Source organism: Nocardioides sp. TRM66260-LWL (assembly GCF_020075545.1).
In the GTDB taxonomy this organism is placed as follows: Bacteria; Actinomycetota; Actinomycetes; order Propionibacteriales; family Nocardioidaceae; genus Nocardioides.
Genome location: NZ_JAIQZK010000003.1, coordinates 1 through 24,562 on the forward strand (window position 1 = coordinate 1; position 24,562 = coordinate 24,562).

The 24,562-nt window shown below is 73.5% G+C and carries 19 protein-coding genes and 1 tRNA gene; 13 read left to right on the forward strand and 7 right to left on the reverse strand.

The genetic code is table 11. The features are described 5' to 3' along the window. Positions 1-286: 286 nt before the first annotated feature. Positions 287-1,771, forward strand: a complete 1,485-nt coding sequence (locus K8Z61_RS09285) for a methyltransferase (RefSeq protein WP_224128790.1) — start codon at positions 287-289, stop codon at positions 1,769-1,771. A gap of 189 nt (positions 1,772-1,960) precedes the next feature. Continuing rightward, positions 1,961-4,720: a type I DNA topoisomerase gene (gene topA / locus K8Z61_RS09290; protein ID WP_224128792.1), complete on the forward strand. Its 2,760-nt coding sequence runs from the start codon at positions 1,961-1,963 to the stop codon at positions 4,718-4,720. 54 nt (positions 4,721-4,774) lie between these two features. Here the strand turns inward: topA and K8Z61_RS09295 are convergent, their stop codons facing one another. After that, complete coding sequence (locus K8Z61_RS09295; RefSeq protein WP_224128794.1) at positions 4,775-6,667, reverse strand: alpha/beta fold hydrolase; 1,893 nt, start codon at positions 6,665-6,667, stop codon at positions 4,775-4,777. Positions 6,668-6,770: 103 nt separating this feature from the next. On the opposite strand from K8Z61_RS09295, the gene tmk reads away from it, so the two are divergent. The 7 genes from tmk (at position 6,771) to K8Z61_RS09330 (ending at position 11,591) form a co-directional block, all read left to right on the forward strand. Beyond that, the gene (tmk, locus tag K8Z61_RS09300) at positions 6,771-7,415 is read left to right on the forward strand and encodes a dTMP kinase (RefSeq protein ID WP_224128796.1); all 645 of its coding nucleotides are present in this window, start codon (positions 6,771-6,773) and stop codon (positions 7,413-7,415) included. Continuing rightward, positions 7,412-8,566: a DNA polymerase III subunit delta' gene (locus tag K8Z61_RS09305; protein WP_224128798.1), complete on the forward strand. Its 1,155-nt coding sequence runs from the start codon at positions 7,412-7,414 to the stop codon at positions 8,564-8,566. The genes tmk and K8Z61_RS09305 overlap by 4 nt, the downstream gene beginning before the upstream one ends. Beyond that, positions 8,563-10,158 carry an alpha/beta hydrolase gene (locus K8Z61_RS09310; protein ID WP_224128800.1) on the forward strand — a complete coding sequence of 532 codons (1,596 nt, stop codon included), beginning with the start codon at positions 8,563-8,565 and terminating at the stop codon, positions 10,156-10,158. Before K8Z61_RS09305 ends, K8Z61_RS09310 begins: the two co-directional genes overlap by 4 nt. Positions 10,159-10,205: 47 nt before the next feature. Then, a complete protein-coding gene (locus K8Z61_RS09315) occupies positions 10,206-10,799 on the forward strand; it encodes a 4'-phosphopantetheinyl transferase superfamily protein (protein ID WP_224128802.1) in 594 nt (197 codons plus the stop codon). A gap of 77 nt (positions 10,800-10,876) precedes the next feature. Next, a tRNA-Thr gene (locus tag K8Z61_RS09320) sits at positions 10,877-10,952 on the forward strand. 172 nt (positions 10,953-11,124) lie between these two features. Then, positions 11,125-11,370: a hypothetical protein gene (locus K8Z61_RS09325; RefSeq protein ID WP_224128804.1), complete on the forward strand. Its 246-nt coding sequence runs from the start codon at positions 11,125-11,127 to the stop codon at positions 11,368-11,370. Continuing rightward, entirely contained in the window at positions 11,367-11,591 is a 225-nt protein-coding gene (locus K8Z61_RS09330) for a hypothetical protein (protein ID WP_224128806.1), read from the forward strand. The genes K8Z61_RS09325 and K8Z61_RS09330 overlap by 4 nt, the downstream gene beginning before the upstream one ends. A 77-nt stretch (positions 11,592-11,668) precedes the next feature. Here K8Z61_RS09330 and K8Z61_RS09335 read toward each other — a convergent pair whose 3' ends face one another. Both K8Z61_RS09335 and K8Z61_RS09340 read right to left on the reverse strand, forming a co-directional pair. Continuing rightward, positions 11,669-12,280, reverse strand: coding sequence for a hypothetical protein (locus tag K8Z61_RS09335; RefSeq protein ID WP_224128808.1), 612 nt, complete (start codon positions 12,278-12,280; stop codon positions 11,669-11,671). Positions 12,281-13,547: 1,267 nt separating this feature from the next. Beyond that, the gene (locus K8Z61_RS09340) at positions 13,548-13,841 is read right to left on the reverse strand and encodes a DUF2510 domain-containing protein (protein ID WP_224128810.1); all 294 of its coding nucleotides are present in this window, start codon (positions 13,839-13,841) and stop codon (positions 13,548-13,550) included. Between the two features lie 1,071 nt (positions 13,842-14,912). On the opposite strand from K8Z61_RS09340, the gene K8Z61_RS09345 reads away from it, so the two are divergent. Next, positions 14,913-16,343 carry a hypothetical protein gene (locus K8Z61_RS09345; protein ID WP_224128812.1) on the forward strand — a complete coding sequence of 477 codons (1,431 nt, stop codon included), beginning with the start codon at positions 14,913-14,915 and terminating at the stop codon, positions 16,341-16,343. A 779-nt stretch (positions 16,344-17,122) separates the two neighbouring features. On the opposite strand, the gene K8Z61_RS09350 is transcribed toward K8Z61_RS09345, so the two are convergent. After that, entirely contained in the window at positions 17,123-18,091 is a 969-nt protein-coding gene (locus K8Z61_RS09350) for a PKD domain-containing protein (protein ID WP_224128814.1), read from the reverse strand. Between the two features lie 235 nt (positions 18,092-18,326). Further along, positions 18,327-19,094, reverse strand: a complete 768-nt coding sequence (locus K8Z61_RS09355) for a hypothetical protein (RefSeq protein ID WP_224128817.1) — start codon at positions 19,092-19,094, stop codon at positions 18,327-18,329. Between the two features lie 300 nt (positions 19,095-19,394). Here K8Z61_RS09355 and K8Z61_RS09360 point away from each other — a divergent pair, with 300 nt between their 5' ends. After that, on the forward strand, positions 19,395-20,093 hold the full coding sequence (locus tag K8Z61_RS09360; RefSeq protein ID WP_224128819.1) for a PaaX family transcriptional regulator C-terminal domain-containing protein: 699 nt from the start codon (positions 19,395-19,397) through the stop codon (positions 20,091-20,093). Between the two features lie 10 nt (positions 20,094-20,103). Here the strand turns inward: K8Z61_RS09360 and K8Z61_RS09365 are convergent, their stop codons facing one another. Next, a complete protein-coding gene (locus K8Z61_RS09365; protein ID WP_224128821.1) occupies positions 20,104-21,537 on the reverse strand; it encodes a YdiU family protein in 1,434 nt (477 codons plus the stop codon). Positions 21,538-21,613: 76 nt separating this feature from the next. Here K8Z61_RS09365 and K8Z61_RS09370 point away from each other — a divergent pair, with 76 nt between their 5' ends. Both K8Z61_RS09370 and K8Z61_RS09375 read left to right on the forward strand, forming a co-directional pair. Next, on the forward strand, positions 21,614-23,038 hold the full coding sequence (locus tag K8Z61_RS09370; protein WP_374227930.1) for an NCS2 family permease: 1,425 nt from the start codon (positions 21,614-21,616) through the stop codon (positions 23,036-23,038). Between the two features lie 58 nt (positions 23,039-23,096). Beyond that, positions 23,097-23,318: a hypothetical protein gene (locus tag K8Z61_RS09375; RefSeq protein ID WP_224128823.1), complete on the forward strand. Its 222-nt coding sequence runs from the start codon at positions 23,097-23,099 to the stop codon at positions 23,316-23,318. Between the two features lie 26 nt (positions 23,319-23,344). Here the strand turns inward: K8Z61_RS09375 and dinB are convergent, their stop codons facing one another. Further along, entirely contained in the window at positions 23,345-24,538 is a 1,194-nt protein-coding gene (dinB, locus tag K8Z61_RS09380) for a DNA polymerase IV (RefSeq protein WP_224128825.1), read from the reverse strand. Positions 24,539-24,562: the final 24 nt, after the last annotated feature.

Here is a 24,562-nt window from a genome sequence, read left to right on the forward strand (position 1 = left end):
CCCGGGGGGGGGGGGCCGGGCGGCGGGGGGGGCGGGGGGGGGGGGGGGGTTGGGGGGGGGGCGGGGGGGGCCCGGGGGGGGGGGGGGGGGGGGTCCCCCCCGGGGGCCCGGGGGGGGGGGGGGGGGGGCCCCCCCCCCCCCCCCCGCGACGAGCACCACCGTAGGGACCCCTGCTCACGGGCGGGAGGGACTCGACGCCCTCGTGGCCGATCGCCGTCGCAGATGACCCGTTCGGGCCAGCGGGCGTCCGACCGGGGAGCCGGACCCCGTGGCTAGGCTCCCCGGCATGAGCGAGGGCCAGCAGCTGCCGCACCGTCTGCGCGACGCCCTGGCGGCCGCCGACTTCACCTACGACGCCGTCGCCGAGCTCCTGGGCGGGCAGGCGCACGAGGCGCTGGGCCGCAACGAGACCACGCCCGGCCTGCGCCGCACCCGCGACGACGGGCCGCTCGCGACGCTCGTGCGGCTGTTCCTGCTGCAGAGCCCGGTCTCGCTCCGCGCCGCCGAGGCCGCGCTGCCCGGGCTGGTCGACCGGCTCGCGGTCGAGGGGTTCCTGGAGCAGACCGTCGGCGAGGTCGCCGCCCGACTCGACATCCGCCCCTACGCCACCGACGGCGCCGACGGGCGCGGGCTGTGGGTGGTCAGCGACCTGACGCCGGGCCTCGACGGCCTGCCGACGCGGGTCGGCGCCGACCACGTGCTCGGCATCAGCCCGGCGTCCACCTCGCTCGCGCAGCTGACCCTGCGGCACGAGGTCGGCTCGGCGCTCGACCTCGGCACCGGCTGCGGCGTGCAGGCGCTGCACCTGGCCGCGCACGCCGAGCGGGTCGTGGCCACCGACGTCAACGCCCGCGCCCTGCGGCTGGCCCGCTTCAACGCCGCCCTCAACGGCGTGGAGGAGCGCGTCGAGGTGCGCGACGGCTCGTTCTTCGTCCCGGTCGAGGGGGAGCGGTTCGACCTGATCGCCACGAACCCGCCGTTCGTCATCTCGCCGGCCACCGGCGAGCGGCTCGTCTACCGCGACTCCGGGCTGCCGGGCGACCGCGTCGTCGAGGACATCGTCCGGACGGCGCCCGCGCACCTCACCGAGGGGGGCTGGTGCCAGGTGCTCGGCAACTGGTCGATCCTCGCCGGCCAGCCGTGGGACGAGCGGCTCGCCGGCTGGCTCGACCCCGGCTGCGACGCCCTCGTCGTGCAGCGCGAGGTGCTCGACACCGCCGCCTACGTCGAGCTGTGGCTCAAGGACGCCGGCCAGCACCCCTCCACCGGCGGCCTGGACGCCGGGGAGTACGCCCGCCGCTACGACACGTGGCTGTCGTGGTTCGAGGAGCAGGGCGTCGAGGCGATCGGCTTCGGCTGGATCAGCCTGCGCACCGGCGGCCGCGGCGCCCGCGAGCTGCTGGAGTGGCCCTTCGACGTCGAGCAGCCGATCGCGCCGGCGATCGCGGCCTGGGGCGAGGCGCAGCGGGCCGAGGTCACGCTTGCCAGCCGGCTGGTGCTGCGCGAGGACGTCGTCCAGGAGACCTCGGGCGCGGCCGGGGCGGAGGACCCGGCGGCCATCGTCCTGCGGCAGCAGCGCGGGCTGCGCCGGGCCCGACGGGTCGACACCGTCGAGGCGGCGCTGGCCGGGGCGTGCGACGGCGAGCTCACCGTCGGGCAGATCCTCGACGCCCTCGCCACCCTGCTCGACGAGGATCCCGCCGCGCTCCGGGAGGACCACCTCGCCACCGCCCGCGCGCTGGTCGCCGAGGGCTTCGCCATCCTCGCCTGAGCCCCGCACGGCCCCCGCGCGACCCTCGCACGAGCGTCGTCCCGGGCGGGCCCCGGTAGACGGCCGACGGGCCTCTTCCGCGGCACGCGCTACCGTGAGCCGCCGTGGGCCTCGGAGCGCCCCCTCCCCCGCACCACCCCTGCAGCACCCTGCAGAGCCCAGGCAGCATCCAGACGGAAGTGGTAGTTCGTGGCACACAAGTTGGTGATCGTCGAGTCCCCGGCGAAGGCCCGCACGATCGGCGGGTACCTCGGCGCGGGGTACGTCGTCGAGTCCTCCATCGGCCACATCCGCGACCTGCCGCAGAGCGCCGCGGACACCCCGGCGAAGATCAAGGACAAGCCGTGGGGCCGGCTGGCGGTCGACGTCGAGAACGGCTTCGAGCCCTACTACGTCGTCCCGCGCGACAAGAAGAGCCACATCGCGAAGCTCAAGAGCCTGCTCAAGGACGCCGACGAGCTCTACCTGGCCACCGATGAGGACCGCGAGGGCGAGGCGATCGCCTGGCACCTGCTCGACGAGCTGAAGCCGAAGGACATCCCGGTGCACCGCATGGTGTTCCACGAGATCACCAAGCCGGCGATCCTCGCGGCGGTCGAGAACCCGCGCTCGATCAACGACGACCTCGTCGAGGCCCAGGAGGCGCGCCGCATCCTCGACCGCCTCTACGGCTACGAGGTCTCCCCGGTGCTGTGGAAGAAGGTCATGTCGGGCCTGTCCGCGGGCCGCGTGCAGTCGGTGGCGACCCGCCTGGTCGTCGACCGCGAGCGCGAGCGGATGCGCTTCACCCAGGCCACCTACTGGGACCTCGAGGGCACCTTCGACGCCGGCGCCGCGCACGACCAGCGCAGCTTTCCGGCCAAGCTGCACTCCGTCGACGGCGTCCGGGTGGCGCGGGGCTCCGACTTCGGGCCCGACGGACGGCTCAAGGACGGCGCGAGCGTCGTCCATCTCGACCGCATCCGCGCCGAGGACCTCGTCGAGGGGCTCGCGGAGGCGAGCTTCGACGTCCGCTCGGTGGAGGCCAAGCCGTACCGCCGCTCGCCGTACGCGCCGTTCCGCACGACGACGCTTCAGCAGGAGGCCAGTCGCAAGCTGGGCATGAGCGCGAGCGTGACGATGTCGGTGGCGCAGCGGCTGTACGAGAACGGCTACATCACCTACATGCGCACCGACTCCACGACGCTCTCGGACGCCGCCGTCGGCGCCGCGCGGGCGCAGGTGCGCGAGCTGTACGGCGCGGAGTACCTGCCCGACGCCCCGCGCGTGTACGCCTCGAAGGTCAAGAACGCGCAGGAGGCGCACGAGGCGATCCGCCCGGCCGGCGACTCCTTCCGCACCCCGGCGCAGACCGGCCTCTCCGGCGACCAGTTCCGGCTCTACGAGCTGATCTGGATGCGCACCGTGGCCTCGCAGATGAAGGACGCGACGGGCCAGACCGTCACGATCCGCCTCGGCGGCCGGGCGTCGTCGGGCGAGGACGCCGTGTTCTCGGCGAGCGGCCGCGTCATCACCTTCCACGGGTTCCTCAAGGCCTACGTCGAGGGCACCGACGACGCCGCCGAGAAGGACGACGCCGAGACCCGGCTGCCCGCGCTGGGCGAGGGCGACGCCCTGACTGCCACCGCGCTGAGCGCGTCCGGCCACGAGACCAAGCCGCCCTCGCGCTACACCGAGGCCACGCTGATCAAGGAGCTCGAGGACCGCGAGATCGGCCGCCCGTCGACCTACGCCTCGATCATCGGCACGATCCTCAACCGCGGGTACGTCTACAAGAAGGGCACCGCGCTGGTGCCGTCGTGGCTGGCGTTCTCGGTCGTGCGGCTGCTGGAGGACCACTTCCCACGGCAGATCTCCTACGAGTTCACCGCCGAGATGGAGGACGTGCTCGACGAGATCGCGGCCGGCCGCCGCGAGCGCAACGCCGAGCTGGCGACCTTCTACTACGGCGCCGGCGACGTCGAGGGCCTGAAGAAGCTGGTCGACGAGCTGGGCGACATCGACGCCCGCGAGCTGGCGACCTTCCCCGTCGGCGGCCCCGACTCCGGCATCCACCTGCGCGTGGGCCGCTACGGCCCCTACGTCGAGGGCCCGGACGACGAGGGCACGGCCTTCGCGCGGCGCGCGAACGTCCCCGACGACCTGCCGCCCGACGAGCTGACGGTCGAGAAGGCCACCGAGCTGCTGGCCAACCCGGCGGGCGAGGAGATCCAGCTCGGCGTGCACCCCGAGACCGGCCTGGAGATCGTGGCGAAGAACGGCCGCTACGGCCCCTACGTCACCGAGCTGCTGCCCGAGGACGCGCCGAAGACCGGCAAGAACGCGGTCAAGCCGCGCACCGGCTCGCTGTTCAAGTCGATGACGCTGGAGTCGCTCACCCTCGACGACGCGGTGCGCCTGCTCTCCCTGCCGCGCGTGGTCGGCACGACCGCCGACGGCGAGGAGATCACCGCGCAGAACGGCCGCTATGGCCCGTACCTGAAGAAGGGCACCGACTCCCGCTCGCTCACGAGCGAGGAGCAGCTCTTCACCGTCACCCTGGACGAGGCGCTGGCCATCTACGCCCAGCCCAAGCAGCGGGGTCGGGCTGCGGCCGCGCCGCCGCTCAAGGAGCTCGGCAACGACCCCGTGTCGGGTCAGCCGGTCGTGGTGAAGTCGGGCCGCTTCGGCGAGTACGTCACCGACGGCGAGTACAACGCGACGCTGCGCAAGGACGACTCCGTCGAGTCGATCACCCTCGAGCGCGCCGCCGAGCTGCTCGCCGACCGGCGCGAGCGGGGCCCGGCCAAGGGCGCCAAGAAGGGCGCGAAGAAGGCTCCCGCCAAGACCGCGGCGAAGAAGACGGCGGCCAAGAAGACCACCGCCACGAAGTCGGCGGCGAAGAAGTCGGCGGCCACGAAGACCGCCGCCAGGAAGGCCACCGCGCGGAAGACCGCGAAGGAGGCCTGAACGCCGCACGGCCCCGGACCGCGAGGTCCGGGGCCGTGTCGCGTCCGATCGCGATCAGGGCGTCGGCAGCGTGACGGTGCCGCCGCCGGGGATCGTCACGGGCACCGGCAGCAGGCCGCCGCGGAACGAGATCGCGCCGCCGGCCACCACCAGGCGCACGGCGTGGCCCGGCTCGAAGCGGTGGGCGAAGGCCGGCATGCGCACGGTGAACGGCTTCGTGGCGTCGCCGACGCGAGCCGGCGAGATGAGGTCGCGCACGACGCTCGCGGTGCCGTCGGGCGCCACGTCGAGCACCTTGAGGAAGAGCGTGAGCGGCTGCCCCGCCGGCAGGGTCGGGGCGTCGGCCCGCAGGTCGACCACCGGCGAGCCGACCACCGTCAGGGGCGCCGTCAGCGGGGCGCTCGTCCACGCGGCGGCGGTGCCCGGGGCGTCGGTGTCGGAGAAGGTCGGCAGGGCCGGGAGGCCCGCGAACGACCCGCCGACGACGTCGGGGGTGTCGTAGGAGGTCGGCAGGCCTGCGATCGGCGTCACGAGCATCTGGGACGCCGGGCTCGCCGCCGGGCTGCCGGTGAGCGTGGAGCCGTCGAGCACGAGCCGCTGCGAGCCCGCCACCGGGTAGGCGGAGGAGGTCGCGTAGGCCGGCTTCGCGTTGCCGGAGTAGCGCACCCAGTCGCGGAAGTAGGCGAAGGTCGGGCCGGTGGGCACCTCACGGTCGCGCAGGTACCGCTCGAACCACGCGTAGGCCCGGCCGACGAGGTACTGGGTGCGGGCGTCGGGCGCGTCGAGGTCGATCTCGCCCGTCGGGTAGGGGTTCGAGTGGCCGCCGTCGCTCCAGACCAGCTTGACCGGCGTGCCCTGGGCGCGCAGCGCGCGGAAGGTGGCGTCCGCCTCGTTGAGGTTGAAGAGGGTGTCGCCCTGCCCCTGCATCAGCAGCGTCGGCACGGTGATCCGCCGGAGGAAGGACGCGACCGAGCGCGAGTGCAGCTTGCGGAAGGTGGCGTCGTCGAGGCTGCCGGTGGTGGCGGCGTTCACCAGGCTCGGGCAGACCCAGGTCTCGAAGTTCGGGCAGCCGAGGAGGCGCTGCTGGTCGTCCTGGGCGTTCTGCAGGCCGTTGGCGACGCCGAGGGCGGAGAAGCCGCCGGCCCAGAGCAGCTTCGCGGCGCCGTGCGTCGGCGTGGTGACGCCGGTGGCGCGCTCGTCGCCGTTCGCGACGACGTCGTTCGGGGCGAGGGAGTAGCTCAGGTCGTTCCAGGTGATCAGCGGCACCAGGGCGTCGACCCGCGGGTCGATCGAGGCGACGGCGAACTGGTTTCCGCCGCCGTAGGAGCCGCCGATCAGGCCGACGCGGGGGTCGAACGCGGCCCGGCGTCCGGCGTGGTCGCGGGCGTCGCGCCGCACGACGTCGAGCCGCGGTGCACGCCGGGTCAGGCCGGCGTCGAGGAACGCGTGGCCGGTCTGGCCGCCGAGGTAGGAGACGAGGAACCGGGCGGCGCGCCCGTCGGCGACGGGAGAGTCCAGCGAGATCGGGCAGCTCGAGCCGCCGAAGCCGAGGCCGGAGTAGGAGAGCACCGCGTAGCCGCGGCCGGCCAGGTAGCGGCCGAGGCCGGCCTGGTCGTCCTTGGAGCCGCCGAACCCGTTCGTCGCGAGGACGGCCGGCACCCGTCGCGAGGCGCTCGCGGTGCGCGGGGTGTAGAGGTCGGCGACGATCGTGCACCGGCGCACGCCGTCCTCCGCGGAGCCGACCGTCACGTCGAACCACAGCGGGGTGACGCGCACCGCCGACGCGCGGGCCGTCACGGAGGTCGGGGACGCCGGGGACGCCGGGGTCCCGGCCGTCGTGACGGCCGGCGCGGCGTCGGCGGCGCTCGGCAGGGCGGCGGTGGCGAGCGGGGCGGCGAGGAGGCCGGCGGCGATCAGCAGCCGCGCGACGGGTCGGGGGGAGTGCATGACCTCGTCAACGACCCGCGGCGGCGTTGGTGACGGCGGTCACGGAGCCCGGCGCGGCACCGCGCGATCCGGACCGTCGGCGGCGGACGGTAGCGTCACCGACGTGACCGCCCGCCACGCCTCCACCGGTCTGTTCCTCTGCCTCGAGGGCGGCGAGGGCGCGGGCAAGTCCACCCAGGCGCGGCTGCTGCGCGACTGGCTCGAGGCCGCGGGCCGCGAGGTCGTGCTCACCCGCGAGCCGGGCGACACCCCCGTGGGCGCCGAGATCCGCCGGATCGTGCTCAGCCCCGACACCGGCTCCTTGGCCGACCGCACCGAGGTGCTCCTCTACGCCGCCGACAAGGCCGAGCACGTCGAGACCCTCGTCCTGCCCGCCCTGGCGCGCGGCGCGGTCGTGGTCACCGACCGGTACGTCGACTCCACGCTCGCCTACCAGGGGGCCGGCCGGACGCTGCCGGTCGACGAGGTCGAGCGGGTCGCGCGCTGGGCCACCGGCGACCTCCGGCCGCACCTCACCGTCGTGCTCGACCTCGAGCCCGCCGCGGGCCTCGGGCGCTTCGCCGAGCGCGACCGCATCGAGGGCGAGTCGCTGGAGTTCCACCAGCGGGTGCGCGAGGCGTTCCTGGCGATGGCCGCCGCCGACCCCGAGCACTACCTGGTGCTCGACGCCCGAGCCGGCGTCGAGGAGATCGCCGCGGCCGTGCGGGCGCGCGTCGAGCCGCTGCTGCCGCCGGTGGCGCCCGCGTGAGCGTCTGGGACGGCCTGGTCGGGCAGCGCCCGGCTGTCGAGGCGCTGGCCGCGGCCGCGCGGGGGCAGGGCATGAGCCACGCGTGGCTGTTCACGGGCCCGCCCGGCTCGGGTCGCTCCAACGCCGCCGTCGCGCTCGCCGCCGCCCTCCAGTGCCCCGACGCCGGGTGCGGCGTGTGCCACGAGTGCCGCACGGTGCTCGCCGGCTCGCACGCCGACGTCGCGCTCGTGCGCACCGAGCGGCTCTCGATCGGCGTCGACGAGGTGCGCGACCTCGTCCGCCGCTCGGCCCTCTCGCCGGCCGGCCGGCGCTGGCAGATCCTCGTCGTCGAGGACGCCGACCGCCTCACCGACCAGGCCTGCAACGCCCTGCTGAAGGCGATCGAGGAGCCCACCGAGCGCACCGTCTGGATGCTCTGCGCGCCCACCGTCGACGACGTCCTGCCCACGATCCGCTCCCGCTGCCGGCTGGTCACGCTCTCCACGCCGAGCACCGCCGACGTCGCCGCGTTCCTCCAGCGCGCCGACGGCGTCGAGCCGGCGCTCGCCGACCACGCCGCCCGCGCGAGCCAGGGCCACATCGGCCGGGCCCGGGCGCTGGCCCGCGACGCCGCCACCCGCGGCCGTCGCGACGAGGTCGTCCGGCTGCCGTGGCGGCTCACCGGCCTCGGGCGCGCGATGGCCGAGGCGGGACGCCTGGTCGAGCAGGCCAAGGAGGAGGCCGACGCGATCACCACCGAGCTCGACGCCCGCGAGAAGGCCGATCTCGACTCCGCCTACGGCGTGGTCGAGCGGGGCCGGCGCCCGCGCGAGTACGCGCCGGCGCTCGTGGCGCTCGAGCGGGCCCAGAAGACCCGCGCGAAGCGACGCGTCCTCGACGTCCTCGACCGCAGCCTCACCGACCTCGTGTCGGTCTACCGCGACGTCATCGCGCTCGCGCTGGGCGCGCCGGGGCCGCTGGTCAACGAGGAGCTCCGCTCCGAGCTGACCGGCCTGGCCGACGCGCTCGGCCCGGAAGGGGCGCTGGCCCGCATCACCGCGATCTTCGAGGCCCGCGAGCAGCTGCTGGAGTTCAACGTGCCGCCGGCCTTGGCGGTGGAGTCGATGATGGTCGCCATGCAGCTGCCCGAGTCGTCCGGAGCCCGCCGATGAGCCGCAGCACGCGGATCATCGCCCTCGTCGTCGTCGCCGCGCTGGTCGTGGGAGGCGCCGCCGTCGGCCTGGTCGCCGCGTTCACCGGCACGGGCATGGACCTCCCGGGGCGCGACGAGCGCGCGATCGCGCCGACCACCCGCCCGCAGCCGGGGTCGGGCACGCCGCCGTCCGCGGCGCTCAAGCGGTTCTACGGGCAGACGCTCGCGTGGGCACCGTGCGACGGTCGCTTCGGCGCCCAGGAGGGCTCCGACCAGGAGTGCGCCGAGCTCACGGTGCCGGTCGACTACCGCCGTCCGGCGGGCGCGACGACGCGCATCGCCGTCCTGCGGGTGCCGGCCTCCGACCCCGCGCGGCGCATAGGCTCGCTGGTCGTCAACCCGGGCGGCCCGGGCGCCCCCGGCACGGGCTACGCCGCCACCGCCGACCTCGCCTTCCGCCCCGACCTGCGCCAGCGCTACGACATCGTCGGGTTCGACCCGCGCGGCACCGGCGCGTCCGATCCCGTCGACTGCCTCGACGACCGGCAGCTCGACGCGTTCCTCAGCGCCGATCCCGACCCCGACACCGCGCAGGAGGCGACGGCCGCCGTCCGCTCCTACCGGCACTTCTTCACCGGCTGCCTGCAGCGCTCCGACGCGCTGGTCCGGCACGTCACCACCGTCGAGACCGCCCGCGACGTCGACGTCCTCCGCTCGGCGCTGGGGGAGTCCCGGCTCACCTACTTCGGCGCGTCCTACGGCACCAAGCTCGGCGCCACCTACGCCGACCTCTTCCCGACCCGCGTCGGGCGGCTCGTCCTCGACGGCGCCGTCGACGTCTCGCTCGGCCCGCTCGAGCTCGGTCTCGGCCAGGCCGGCGGCTTCGAGACCGCCCTGCGGGCGTACGTGGCCGACTGCGTGAAGAGCGCGACCTGCCCGATCGGGCGCACCGTGCCCGAGGGGCTCGCGCGCATCCGCACGCTGATCCTCGACGCCGACGCCAAGCCCCTCACCTCCGACTCCGACCGTCCGGTCACCGAGGGGCTCGCGTTCCTCGGCCTGATCACCCCGCTGTACAACCGCGACTACTGGCCGCTGCTCACGCAGTCGCTCGCGCTCGCCGTCACCGGCGACGGACGGGCCCTGCAGCGGCTCGCCGACGTCTACTCCTCGCGCAACCCCGACGGCACCTACGCCGACAACTCCGCCGAGGCGATCCTGGCGATCAACTGCCTCGACGACCCGCGCTCCTACGACCCCGCCCAGATCCGCGCGCTGACCCCGCGGTTCGAGCAGGCCTCGCCGACGCTCGGTCGGATCTTCGCCTGGAGCCTGCTGTCGTGCCGCGGCGTGCAGACGAAGGCCACCGAGCGCGACGACTCGATCACGGCGAAGGGCGCCGCGCCGATCCTGGTGGTCGGCACCACCCGCGATCCGGCCACGCCGTACGCGTGGGCGGTGTCGCTGGCCCGCCAGCTCGAGTCCGGCGTCCTGCTCACCCGCGACGGCGACGGCCACACCGGCTACAACGCCGGCAACGCGTGCGTCGACTCCACCGTCGAGGCGTACCTGATCGACGGCACCGTGCCGAAGGACGGGAAGCGCTGCTGACGCCGGCGGCATCGCTGCTCGGGCCCCTGCTGCCCTCGGACGTCGTCGTGCGCGAGCAGCGCGGTCCGCTCGACGCCGACGACGAGCGCCGCCTGCTGCCGGCGGAGGAGGCATGGCTCGCCCGCGCCGTCCCGCGGCGCCGGCGTGAGGCCGCCACCGCGCGCCGGCTGGCCCGTGAGGCGCTCGCCGCCCTGGGCGTCGAGGACGCCCCCGCCCACGCCCTGCTGCCGGGGCCGCTCGGCGCTCCGTCGTGGCCCCCGGGCGTCGTGGGCAGCCTCGCCCACACGGACCGGCTGGTGGTGGCCGCCGTCGCCCGGTCGCGGCCGGGCCTGCGGGGCGTGGGCGTCGACGTCGAGCCGGACGAGCCGCTGCCGCCTGACGTCGTCCCGGTCGTCCTGTCGGAGGCGGAGCAGCGGCTCGTCGCCGATCTCCTCGGCCCGGACCGGCTGCTGTTCTGCGCCAAGGAGGCCGCGTACAAGGCCTGGGCGCCCGACCGTGCGACCCGGCACCTCGACCCGCTCGAGGTCGCCGTCACCGCGGCCGACGACGCCGGCTTCGTCGCCGTGCTGCCCGACGGCGCCACCGTCACCGGACGCTGGACGATCGACGCGGGCCTGCTGCTCGCCGCCGCCCGGTGGTGACCCGCCCGCGTTTTCGTCCGGCGCGGACGCCCTGGCTACACTCCTCCGCGTCCGTCCGGTGCATGCCGGGCTGGCACGCCGCCTTAGCTCAGTCGGTAGAGCGAATCACTCGTAATGATTAGGTCGTCGGTTCGATTCCGACAGGCGGCTCCACCGAGACCGGCTCTGACCTGGGAGAATGACCAGGTCAGAGTCGGTCTTGTGCGTTCCGGAGCAACCTCTCGGCGGTCAACTGTCGGCGCTCAGTGGTCAACTGCCACCCAACCAACTGCTGCCTAGATTGCTGCTTGGCACCACGAGGCGCACGCCATGGCTCGCTCACGACGTGACTACGGCACCGGATCGGTCTACCAACGCTGCGACGGAGAAGCTGTGGTGGCGGATGCTCACCTGCGGCGGCGTCGTCCGCGCCGGAGCGTTCTACGCGAACCGGCCCGACGAGATGCACCTCGAGCTCGTGAAGGCCAACGAGCCCGTCGACCGGCTCGTGCGCCGGTGGGCGAAGTCGAAGCGCGGCCGGCGGCTCCTCGCCGCGAACACCGCACAGCGCGCCCTGGTGGCCCGCCGATGACCGGCCTGCTCGAGACGCTCGCGCCGTACCGCAGGGCGATCGCCGCCGCCCTCGTCGCCGCGCTCACCACCCCCGCGACGCTCGTCGACGGCCGGCTCACGGTCGCGGACGTCCTCACGATCGCGGCTGCGGCAGTCGCGGCCGGCGTCGGCGTCTACGCCGTCCCGAACAGACCGCCCGTTCGGCACCCGCAGCCCCCGACCGCCGAGCGCACCGACTGATCCGCCCCGCTGACACAGCGCACCCGCCACCTGACAAGGGTGGCGGGGGCGCTGTGTGCGTCTGTCGACCGTCTGCCTCAATCCAGCAAGAACGAGGCGGAGCCGTCGGATCCTCGGCCGAAGTCGTCGTAGGCCACCGGGTAGTCCGCCTTCCGTGGGTGGAACAAGACCGACTTGGCCGTGACGTTCACCCTCACGGTTTGGTCCGGACGCACAAGACAATCCCGCGGAAAGGTGACGCGGAGTCCGGTGCTCGTCTCGGTGCTTGGCAGCCGCTCGATCTCACCCCGACCGATGTCCGGCCGGCACTTGAGACTCGTGATCGCGAACTCCTGAGAAGGCACGATCTCTATCTTCGACTTCTTGCCGTCGGGCCTGTGGAAGAGGACGAGAACTTCGAAGAAGCCGGCGTCCTTCGGCTGCTTGAATCCCTTCGGAAGCCTGATGTCTGAGACGAACTCGTGGCGCGCAGAGTTGTAGCGGAAGCGGGCTGTGACGTCCGCCTTGGCGAGGGCCGCTCCGTACTTCTTCTCGTTCGCCTTCTGGTCGGCCTTGCTGCCGGTGTAGACGAAGTCGTTCTTGGGGTCCTTGGGGGACCACGTGTTGTCGGTCGCAGCGCTCGCTGCCGAGGTCAGGGCGAGGATCGCGGTGGTCAGAACTGCTGCGGCCCTGGCCTGTGATCGCCTCATCGTGGTCTGCCTTCCTCTGGGGAGCGAGCAGACCGTAGGGCAACCGATGCCGGATCCCAACGGTGTCTAGACAACGTTGCCACGCGGTCGTTGGCGGTCCCCACGGTCCCGTCTAGCCCGGGTCGCTAGACCAGCAATCCGCTGCCCCCGCGACGCCGAATTTCGCGCACTGGCTCGGTCGTGGAGGCACCTGCGCGGCCGGGCCGGGCAGGCAGCACACCGCGGACCCGGGCCTTCCCCAGTCGCGCGTCCGGTGGACTGACGGGGTCTCTGGCGCGCACGTGCGCGGCTCCCAGGAGACGCAGACCTAGGGAGCCGCGCACCCCTGCTCGGATCGGATCGACATGTCGGCGACCACCGCGCTGAACCGTTCATCGGGCCGCCACCCCCGACCACCGGCCGCCCGGCCGCCATCGCAACCGCCCGCTCCACGCACCACGCCTGCCCCTCCGCCTGGGTCTCGGCGGCGTGGGCCTGCAGGTCGATCGGGGTGGGGCCGGCGACGTTGCAGAGCCACCAGCGGCCGGAGTCGTCGTCGGGCTCGACGATGAGCGTGATCCGCGGCATGAGCCGAGATGCTCCTCCTGCATCATCTGGCGAGGTGTGGCTAGCCATGGCGTCCAGACCACCAAGCGCCTGCTCGGGAACGCGGGTAGCGTCAAGGCACTGCCTCCCCACGGCTGGCCGCCACGTCTCCTCCCCAGGGTCGGTAGCGACCAGCCGCAAGGTTCCGGGCGCTCTCGCTCGTGGCGCGTCGGGCGAGGGCGGCTCCACCGAGACCGGCCCTGACCTGGGAGAAGCCCAGGCCGGAGCCGATCATCTCCGTTCCGGGGCAACCTCTCGGCGGTCGACAGTCGGCTCTCGGTGGTCAACCGACCCCCAACCAATTGCTGCCTGGATCGCGGCTCCGCCCCGAGGGAAGCGCGCACCCACGGCTTGCCCACGACTCGACCGCGGCGCCGGATCGGTCTTCCAACGCTGCGACGTAGTCCTCGGGCCCGCAGCGCGCCCTCTCCGAGTCATCCTGAGGCAAGCTAGACCGCGGACCCGCTGGACCCGCTGGACCCGCTGGACCCGCCAGACCCGCCGCGGACGCCGCTGAATGAGCCCCTGAGGGCGTCATCGTCGTCGACACCACCGAGCGCGGCACCCAGGTGTAGACGACCTCGTGGCGGAGACGAAGGGCACGGTCCAGCCGATCGTGAAATGGCCCCGCCGCTGGAGGCGACGGCCACCTGACCGGCCGACGGTGCCAGGTATCGGCTGCTCAGCGGTGCAGCAGCTGGTAGGCGAGGTCGCCGGCTCCGATCAGGATCGCGCTGGCGACGAGTGCGGTGACTCCGAGGACGATGCGCTGCTCCCAGCGGCTCGGGGTGTGGACCTCGAACAGCCACTCACTGTGCTTGGTGCCGTCCCACCAGCGCAATGCGCCGGGGTGCTTGGGATCAGGCACGAAGCCGGGGGCGATGGGCCGGACGTCGGCGAGCGTCGGGCGGCGGTCGGCGGCGTCCTCCGTGACGTGGGTGGGGTCGAGGTAGGGGTTGAGCAGGTCGTCAAGCATGTGGGTCGGGGTCCTTCGGGGAGGTGGTCATGCCAGTGGGGGTATGGCCGAACCGGCCTTGAAAGGTTGACCTTTGAACTACCTACGGACAACGTTGTCTAGACAGGTGACATGTCACCCAATCCAGCAATCGGGCTACCGCGAACAGCGGCACGAGGCGGCAATCCCCGAGCACGCCGCCTCTGTGCGGGTCGGAGCGCCTTGCTGGCTGACGCTGACCCGCGGAGCGCGGCTCCCGCCGACCCCCAGGACCCCGGGAGCCGCGCTTCTCTTCGGGCTTGACGGAGTCGCAGCAGGCGGCGCCTGCGCTCGCAGGTCCGCCTGATGCCAGGAGGGCTGGCCGCGCCGGCCTCCCCAGGTCGCGCGGCCAGCCCCATTGAGGCGGCGGCAGCTGTGCGCCCAGCTGCCGCCGCGACGAGCGCGCTGTCCCCCCTGGGTCAGCGCAGCCGAGTCATCGTGCATCGTCGCGCTCGCGCCGGGGGCGAAACCCCGACTCGGCCGAGGGTGGGCTAGACAACGTTGTCTTAGTGAGGGGTGCGACGCACACTAGGAGGTCGCGCCTCGAGCATCGAGCTCTGGCATGACAGAAGAGGAGCGCACGACGCAATGCCTCGCCCGGTCCCCCCCGAGGACGCCTCCACCCCCCGCGAGCCGAGTGACGACCGCTCCCATGCGGCTGGCCGGCTCACGCCGAGTCAGTCCATCCAGCGATCGCTGAGAGACGTCGCACGAGAGCGACGCCGCAGCTTCGCCGATGGGCTCTCCAGCGCTCGCCAGGGGCGGGCGGCTGGTGGCGTCGAACCACGGCGCTCGGTCGCTGGCAACCCGGCTGCTTCCTCGGACCGCCGCACGGATGGCCCCGCTGACCTGATCCGCTCCGCCACCTTGGCGCCGCCCGGACGCTCGGAGCAGAAGCGCGCCCCTGACGTCCCGGAAGCCTCGGAGGTCGACCGAGAAGTCAGCCAGGATCTTCGCTCCGCTCTCGAGGCGCTACGGCAAGCAGATGCTCGAGCCGCGCGGCAGTCGGACGACCGCAACGACGCGTCGCGCCGCAACGCAATGCTCGTGTCGATGCGCTCCGAGATCGAGGCCGAGGCAACCGCGTCGCCCTCTGGTGCCGATGACACCGCGCTGCCTCAGGCAGCCACTGTTGCAGAGGACGCGATCCGGCCGCTGTCCGAACCTCCAGAGCCGCCGTCGCAGGAGGCCGGACCGAGCCCCGTCGCCGGCGATGATCTGAACCCCCCGAGATCCGAGACCGACGAACTCGTGATCAAGGCTGCAGTGAGCGCCGCCCTAGAAGCGCGCCGAGGAGCCGAGGCTGCGCTCGAGGTGCTCCACGAGCAGGCCCAGCGCGTGCTCGAGGCCATCTCGGAGGCAGAGGAGCGAGCGGCCGCAGCATGGGCGGCAGCGGAAGCCCGAGAACGCTCCGCGGTCGACCGCGACACCGAGCGCGAGGCGCTGCTCCTGGAGGTAGCCGAGGCGGGTCGCGTCCGGATCGAAGCAGAGCAGCGTGCCTTGGATGCGGCGGATGCCGTCGCAGCCGCACTCGAAGCGCGATTGGCCGCCGAGGAGACAGCCGCCCGTCTCGCCGAGGATCGTCTCGAAGCCGAAAGTCTGATCGGTCACCACGTCGACATCGCAGAGAAGGCCGCGCGAGAGCGAGCCGAGTCCGAGCTCCGTGCCACTCGACTGGCACTTGCGCTCGAGGAGACCAGGGCCGCTCTCGCTCAAGGCGTTCTCGGAGCACGCCCCCTGCCAGCGGATCCGGTTGACACGCGCCTCGCGAGCGGGACCGAGGCTGCGCCGGCGGATCCGCCAGCCGCGGATCACCCCGCCGCCCCCGACGCGAGCCATACGCCTACAGAGTCGGTTCGGGGTCATCACAGACCGTCGCTGTCGGCGACGGCTGCTCCCAGCCGCGACGAGGCCGAGTCGCTCCTCGTCGGGAACACGCGCCCAGGCTTGGCGCCCGATCTCACCTTCGATGCCTTCGGGTCGTCAGAGGACTGGAGTGCGACGAGTGGTATCGGACGGGGCTCCTCCACGACCTCGTTCGAGAGGTCTCGTCGTGGGACAGGAGCGTTCGGTGAGGTGACGAAGCTGCGTCGCCCGTTCGACCCGGTCCGGGCCCTGTTGCTGCTGAGCGCGCTCCTCGGATTCAGCACCTTCACCTACTACGCGGTGACCGACGACATGCTCAAGGCGGGCCCCATCGCGACCATGATCGTCGCGGTCGCTTCGCTGGTTCTGTGGACTCAGCTCTGGCTCGGGCGAAGCAGGCTGTGGATAGAGGGCGACGTCCTGCATGTGGTCGCCCGCGGCTCGCATCGCACCGTTGACCTCGCGTCGGAACATCTGCGTATCGAGACTGACGGTCGTGTCGGCGCGCGCAACTGGCGCATGCATCTGCAGCGCCGCGGTCGATCCCGGATCACGATCGACCCGACGATGGTCAGTCCGAGAGCGTTGATCGCTGAGGTGCGCGACCGACGTCCGTAGGCGCTCATGGCTCAGGGCAGCAGTGGTCCTGGCCGCTCGCGACCGCCGGCTGTCCTCGGTGCTCGATCTGAGCAGCCAGGCCAAACCAAAGCATCGCCATCGTCGAAGCCTCGCGGATGCGGTCACCTCATCGCCTCCCATCGAGGCAGGCTCCGGCCATGGTGTCCAGACCACCAAGCGTCTGCTCGGGAACGGGCGTAGCGTGCAGGGCACTGCCTCCCCACGCGAGGCAGGCTCCGGTGGAACCCCACGGGCCGCCTCCCACCGCCTGACCCGGAGAGCGCGGCTCCTGCCTCCCCCTTGCTCGCAGGAGCCGCGTACCGGGGCCGCTCTCTTCGCGCACCGAACAGCGTCCGCAAGCCGGTCGACTAGACCACCTCGCCGGCTGTTCGCTGATCGCCGGTACCGTGCGCACGCCTCCCCAGCGCTGGGCTCCCGTAGTCACCGTCATGGTTTCCGGTCGCCCGGGACCCGACGCGGTTCCCGCCGGCCCCACGCAGGGAGCCGCGTACCCGAGCCGCGAGCCTGCGCTGCGGGGACAAGGGGGCTGGCCGCGCCAGGCTCCCCAGCCTTCGCGCGGCCAGCCGAGGTCTCCGCCGCTCAGGACCCCTGCGCAGGTGCTGGTGAAGACGGACCCCACGACGCCGCCCCCATGGCGGCATCGCCTGTCCCATCCTGCAGGACCAACGGCCCGGGCCGAAAGTCTCTTCCGTCGCAGGCCCAGACAGCCCCGACTGGTCGTCGAGCCGATGTCGCTCGGGTCGGATCCGGTCCAGCGGTCAGGAGAGCGCGCGGATCGCCCGGACCGGGTGGGTTCGGACCACAGCCTGGCCGCCGGTCGGCACGAAGACGACTCGCACGGTCAGGCCCGGCGGATTGGTCCGCGAGAACACCGACTTGCCGGCCTTGGTGAAGTCCAACGACACAGCAGCTCGGCCGTACTTGCGCACGGTCATGGACTTGCTCGAGGCGAGCAGGGTGCCCTTGGCGTCGTGAAGGTAGAGGCGGACGGTGCCGGCGCTGGGGAGAGTCGCTCGCGTGGATGCCGAGTACGGGGTGACCTGGATGGTGTCGACCGGCTGCTGCGGCATCTCGCTGCTGTAGCGAACCTCGACCGTGCGCTCGGCGGTGGCGGTCTGTCCGTCGGGCTGGGTGACGGTGACGCCGATGGTGTGGCGGCCCTGGCGCAGCAGAACCCGCAGGGACGCGGCGGTCGCGTCGCGGACGTCGAAGCCGTTGACGCTCCACTGGTAGGTGACGCCGTTGAGCTGGGTGGTCGCAGTCGCCTTGATCGTGGCCGGGTTCCCGTCGGTGATCGCCGCAGGCTTGGCGATCGACACCGTCGGCGCGTCGGCCTTACGTGCCTGCACGGTGATGTCGGCGGAGCAGCTTTCTTCGCTGGACTCGTCGATGCCGGTCAGCGTCACGGTGTGGCCGCCCTCGGTGAAGGTCAGCTGCACCCGCGGTCCGGAGGCGACGAACGTGCCATCCACGTACCAAAGAGCGCCCTGATCGGTGTCCGGGTAGCAGAAGCCGCTGTAGGTCGCTGGGACGCCAGCGACCACCTCGCGAGGGGCCTCCTGGATGTCTGGGTCCAGAGCTTGGCTCGGCGGGGCGAAGATCCAGCTGCTCGCAATCAACAGGAACGTGATCAAGACGGTCAGGGCGCCGCGGCGCCGGCGAGGGTCTCGGGGAGGGACCATGTGCACAAGATAGACCTCGTTACGTCCCCGAAACAGGGCGTCCATGACTGTCGCCGCCGGCGGCCGTCTCGCGAGGGTTGGTCACGGCGCCAGCCTCCACTACACGCACGATGGCTGCTTGTCGGCCTGATCAGGGGCCTCTGGAGCGTGGCACGCGAATCTCTCGTCATGATGAGGTCGCCGGTTCGATTCCGACAGGCGGCTCCACCGAGACCGGCCCTGACCTGGGAGAAGCTCAGCCGCAGCCGGTCTTCGTCGTCTCGGAGCTCGCCCGGGTCCGCTAGAAGATGCCGAGGAGCTTGGACGGGCTCGCGCTGGGGCTCGGCGTCGGGCCTGGCGTCGGACCGGGTGTGGGGGTCGGCGAGGTCGGCCGCGGCGACGTGGACGGCACCGGGGTGGGCGTCGGCGTCGGGGTCGCGGAGGGCACGGTGCTGACGCTCGGGGACGGCGTCGGCGTGACGCCGGCGGTCGACGGCGTGGGGCCGGGCGTGGTCGACGAGACGACGAGCAGCCACAGGTTCGCGTTCGGCTGGGCGAGCGACAGGTCGTCGCCCCGGACGGCCTTGGCGGCGAGGGAGAGCCGCAGCACGAGGGTGTTCCCGGCGGAGGCGCCGACGATCATGCCCATGCGCGCGAAGGTCTCGTCCGGGCTGGCCGCGACGTAGAGGATCGGTCCGAAGGACGCGGTGTCGCCGGTGATCACGACGTCGCCGGTGTCGGCGTTCGTGCTCACGCCGGTGAGGCCCGGGCAGGGGTGCGCCTGGTTGGTGTAGAGGTACGGCTCGGCCTTCGTCCCGTCGGCGCTCCGCTGCCAGCGCAGCACGCACGAGCGGACGACGATCGCGCCGCTGTCGGTGGCGACGGTGCGACGCGGCTGGCTCAGCTCGCTGCTCGAGGCGCCGGCCGCGTACGCCACACCGGCCACGCCGCTGAGGACGAGCACCGCCGACGCGGCGACGAGGCCGCGTCCGGCGGGTGAGCGACGGGTCGCGGCGCGGTGGGATCCCGCCGGCCGGGTGCGCCGGCGGACGCGGGGGGAGTCGGTCATGTCGGTCCTGGGGAGGTCGGGGTCGGGAGCGACGCCGGGTCGCCGAGATCGTCCGGGCGACCACATCGTCCCAGAGGCCGACGGCGCGCCGCATCCACTGGCGAGAAGCCCCCCCAGTGAACCCCTGTGCTCTGGCACGCTTCGTCCATGCCTGCGCGCTCCCCACGGCGCTCGGACGCTCCACTCTCGGGAACCCCAGCACTCCCGACGCCCGCCACCGCCGCGTCCGCAGCCCTCCGCTCCCTGCCTCACCGTCCACCCTCGTCGCCGCTCCTGCCGTCGGACCTGCCGTCGCTGTCGGTGCGCTCGGCGATCGTCAGCGTCGTGCTCGGCGCGCACCCGTCGCCGGTGTCGGCGGCGGGCCTCGTCCGAGCCGGTGCGCACGTCGGCCTGCCGGCGTCGGGCGTGCGGGTCGCGCTGAGCCGCGGCGTCGCCACCGGCGACCTCGCGCGGCTCGAGGGCGGCTACGTGCTCGGCCCGCGCCAGCTGCACCGCCACGCCCGGCAGCGGGCGGCGCTGACCGATGTCGGCGACGGGCCGTGGGACGGCACCTGGGAGACCGCGGTGGTCGTCACGAGCGGCCGCCCGACCGCGGAGCGGGCCGCACTGCGCGCGCTGCTCCAGGACGACCGGCTCGCCGAGCTGCGCGAGGGCGTGTGGCTGCGCCCGGCGAACCTGACGCGAGCCCCGGCGCACGCCGGCCACCCCGACCTGCTCTGCGTGCGGGCCCTTGCGGCCGCCGAGGAGGACGGGCGGATGCTCGCCGCGCGGCTCTGGGACCTCGACGGGTGGGCCGACGTCGGTCGACGCCTCGGCGACTGGCTGGCGCAGGCGCGCGACCCGATGGACCGCCTGACGATCGCGGCCGGGCTGGTGCGCCATCTCGCCGAGGACCCGCTCCTGCCGGCGGCGCTGCTGCCCGACGACTGGCCCGGCCGCGAGCTGCGCGTCGTGTACGACGCGTACCAGGACGAGCTGCGGGCGCTGCCGCTGCTGTGAGGCCCGCGGCTCAGGTGCCGCAGTAGGTGACGAACGGCCCCGCGTCGGGGGCCGCGGCGGCGTACGCCTCGAGGCCGGGCACGGCGACGTACGGCGAGCGGACGGCCTCGAGCAGCCGGTGCAGCGGCTCCAGGTTGGCGTCGGTCTCGGCCGCGCGCAGGGCCTCGTCGACGAGGTGGTTGCGCGGGATGTGCAGCGGGTTCACCGCGTCCATCGCCGCGGCGTCCGGCCCCAGGGCGCGCCAGCGGTCGAGCCATGCGTCCAGCGCCGGCAGGTCGAGGACGACGCCGCGCACCGCCTCCGCGTCCCCTCGGGCGGCCTCGGCGAGGTCGCGCCAGAAGCGCGTGTGGTCGACGCGGGCGGCCTCCATGAGGCCGAGGACCTCGGCGACGAGCGGGTCGACGTCCGCGCTCGGCGCGTGGGCCAGGCCCAGCTTGGCGCGGTGCCCCGCGGCGAGGGCCGCCTCGTAGCGCGGGCCGAAGCCGTGCAGCGCCTCGGTGGCCCGCTCGATCGCGGTCGGCTCGTCGTCGGCCAGCAGCGGCAGGAGCGCCTCGCCGAGGCGCGCGAGGTTCCACATCGCGATGCCGGGCTGGTTGCGGTAGGCGTAGCGGCCGTCGTGGTCGATCGAGCTGAAGACGGTCGCGGGGTCGTAGGCGTCGAGGAACGCGCACGGCCCGTAGTCGATGGTCTCGCCCGAGAGCGTCATGTTGTCGGTGTTCATCACGCCGTGCACGAAGCCGACCAGCATCCAGCGGGCGATCAGGTCGGCCTGGGCGGCGATCACGGCGCGGTAGAGCCCCAGCGCGCCCTCGGCCTCGGGATGGTGCCGCTCGATCGCGAGGGCGACCACCCGCTCGAGCAGGCCGCGGTCGTCGGTGGCCCGGGCGAACTGGACGCTGCCGACGCGCAGGTGGCTGCTCGCCACCCGGGCGAGGACGGCGCCGGGCAGCGGCTGCTCGCGCTGCACCGCGCGTCCGGTGACGACGACGGCCAGCGCCCGCGTCGTCGGGATGCCCAGGGCGTGCATCGACTCGCTGATCACCACCTCGCGCAGCATCGGGCCGAGCGCGGCCAGACCGTCGCCGCCGCGCGCGAACGGGGTGCGGCCCGAGCCCTTGAGGTGCAGGTCGCGGAGGCGGCCGTCGCGGTCGCGCAGCTCGCCGAGCAGCAGCGCCCGGCCGTCGCCGAGCCGGGCGAACCCGCCGAACTGGTGGCCCGCGTAGGCCTGGGCCACCGGCCGCGCGCCGTCGGGCACGCGGGTGCCGGTGAGCAGGCCGAGCCCCTCGTCGGAGCGCAGCCACCCGGCGTCGAGACCGAGGTCGGCGGCGACCGCCTCGTCGAGGACGACGAGCCGCGGGTCCGGGGCGTCCGCCGCCCGGACCGGCACGGCCATCTCGGGCAGCAGGTCGGCGAAGCGGTGGCTCAGGGAGACGGTGGCGGTCACCTCGTCGAGCCTACGGTCCGGGCGGGCGAGGTCGCCGCTTGGTGGCATGCGGCCGCCAGTGAGAGTCTGACCGCCCGTGAGCACTGTGACGGGCGCCCTCGACCGGTACTTCTCCATCAGCGAGCGCGGGTCGACCCTCGCCCGCGAGGTGCGCGGCGGGGTCGTCACCTTCGTGACGATGGCCTACATCGTCGTGCTCAACCCGCTGATCCTCGGCTATGCGCCCGACGTGGACGGCCGGTTCCTCGGCGGCGGCGCCGCGCCGAACCTCCCCGCGATCGCCGCCGGCACCGCGCTGGTCGCCGGCGTCATGACGATCCTGATGGGCGCGGTCGCGAACTACCCCCTCGCGCTGGCGACCGGCCTGGGCCTCAACGCGTTCGTCGCCGTCGCCATCGCCTCGAAGGTCACCTGGGCCGACGCGATGGGCCTGGTGGTGATCGAGGGCCTGGTGATCCTCGTGCTGGTGCTCACCGGCTTCCGCACCGCGGTGTTCCATGCGGTGCCCGCGCAGCTGAAGGTCGCGATCTCGGTGGGCATCGGCTTGTTCATCGCCTTCATCGGCTTCGTCGACGCCGGCTTCGTCACCCGCATCCCCGACGCCGCGAAGACCACCGTCCCGGTGCAGCTGGGCGCGACGGGACAGCTCTCGGGCTGGCCGGTCGCGGTGTTCGGGCTGGGCCTGGTGCTCGTCGTGACGCTGTGGATCCGGCAGGTGCGCGGCGCGATCCTGCTGGCGATCCTCAGCACGACCGTCGTCGCGATCCTCCTGGAGGAGGTCGCGAACGTAGGCGGCTGGGGCCTGACGACGCCGCGCCTGCCGTCGGACTGGATCGCCACCCCCGACTTCGGCACCCTCGGCCAGGTCTCCCTGCTGGGCTCCTTCGAGTCGATCGGCGCGGTCTCGGCGCTGCTGTTCGTCTTCACCCTGCTGCTGGCGGACTTCTTCGACACCATGGGGACGATGACCGCCATCGGCGCCGAGGCCGGGCTGCTGGACGAGGAGGGGCTGCCGCCCCACACCGAGCGGATCCTGGTCGTCGACTCGCTGGCCGCGGTCGCCGGCGGCGCGGCCGGCGTCTCGTCCAACACCTCCTACATCGAGTCGGCCTCCGGCGTCGGCGAGGGCGCCCGCACCGGCCTGGCCTCGATCGTGACCGGCCTGTTGTTCCTGCTGACGATCGTCTTCGCCCCCGTCGTCGCGGTGATCCCGTCCGAGGCGGCCGTCCCGGCGCTGGTGCTCGTCGGCTTCCTGATGATGCAGCAGGTCACCGGCATCAGCTGGGACGACCCCGAGATCGCCCTTCCTGCCTTCCTCACGATCGTGCTCATGCCGTTCACCTACTCGATCACCGTGGGCATCGGCGCGGGCTTCCTGGCCTACGTGCTGCTCAAGGTCGTCCGCGGCAAGGTGCGCGAGGTGCACGCCCTGCTGTGGGTGGTGGCCGCGCTGTTCGTCGTCTACTTCCTGCTCAGCCCGCTGACCGACCTGCTCACCTGACGGCTCGCGGCCGGCGCAGGCTCTGGTCACGGGCGCCGTCGGCGCGCATGCTGGTCGCATGACCCCGCGCAACGGCATCGCCGACATCGATGCCCGGGCGTCGCGGACCTTCGTCAGCGTCGTCGGGCTCCCGATGGCGCTGACGCCGCTGCTCGTCGTGGCGCTCTACCTGGTCTTCGCGATCGAGGGCTGGGCGTGGGCGCTGGCGCTGCTGGTGCTCGTCGTCGCCGTCGACCGGGCCCTCGCGCATCGACGCCGCGTCACGCGTCCTCGCCGCTGACCGGTCGCGCTGTGCGCGGTGCGGCGTCACGGCCCGTCCGGCAGCTGCGGCGCCTCGAAGCCGATCCGCCGGCCGACCAGCGCGGCCCGGCCGACGGCGGCCGAGCCGAACCGGTCGCGCACCGCGTCGAGCGTGGCGTCGAGGCGCTGCTGCTCGTCGTGGCCGAACAGGTCGAGCTCCAGCTGCTCGGCGGAGCCGTCGTCGAGCCCCGAGACGCTGACGCCGAGCAGGGTGCAGCCGCGCTCGACGACCATCGGCCAGGCTGCGCGCAGGAGGTCGCGGGCGGTGTCGATCCAGGTGGCCGTGATCGCCGTCGAGCGGGGCAGGGTCGCCGAGCGCGTGGCGGTGCCGAAGTCGCCGAACCGCAGCCGCAGGGTGAGGGTGCGGGCGATCCGCTCCCCGGCGCGCAGGCGCCGGGCCACGCGCTCGACCAGGCCCACGAGCACCGCCTCGAGATCGTCGCGACCGGTGGGCGCGCCCCGGGGCAGGGCGCACTGGGCGCCGACCGAGCTGCGCCGGCGCCCGACCACGACCGGTCTCGGGTCGCGCAGGTTCGCCAGCGCCCACACGTGCTGCGCGGCCGCGCGGCCCAGCGACGACGCGAGCTCGGACTCCTCGCGCGCCGCCAGCTGCCCGACGGTGTGGACGCCCTGCTCGTGCAGCCGCCGGGCCGTGACCGGGCCGACGCCCCACAGCCGCTCCACCGGCAGCGGATGGAGGAAGGCCTCCTCGCGCTCGGCCGGCACCACGAGCAGCCCGTCGGGCTTGGCCGCGGCGCTGGCGACCTTGGCCAGGTGCTTGGTGCGCGCGACCCCGACCGAGATCGGCAGGCCCACCTCGTCGCGGACCCGCTCGCGCAGGCGGCGTGCGACGACCTCGGCCGGCCCCACCAGCCGGGCGAGACCGCCGACGTCGAGGAACGCCTCGTCGATCGACACGCCCTCGACCAGCGGCGTGGTGTCGGCGAAGACCTCGAAGACCGCGCGGCTCGCCTCGACGTACGCGGAGAACCGCGGGGGCACCGTGACCGCCTGCGGGCAGCGTCGTCGCGCCTCGTGACCGCCCATGCCGCCCCGCACCCCGAAGGCCCGCGCCTCGTAGCTGGCCGCCAGCACGACGCCCGCGCCGACGACCACCGGTCGACCGCGCAGCTCGGGGGCGTCACGCTGCTCGACCGAGGCGTAGAACGAGTCGAGATCGGCGTGCAGGAAGCGGGTCACTCGTCCAGTGTCGAACACGCGTTC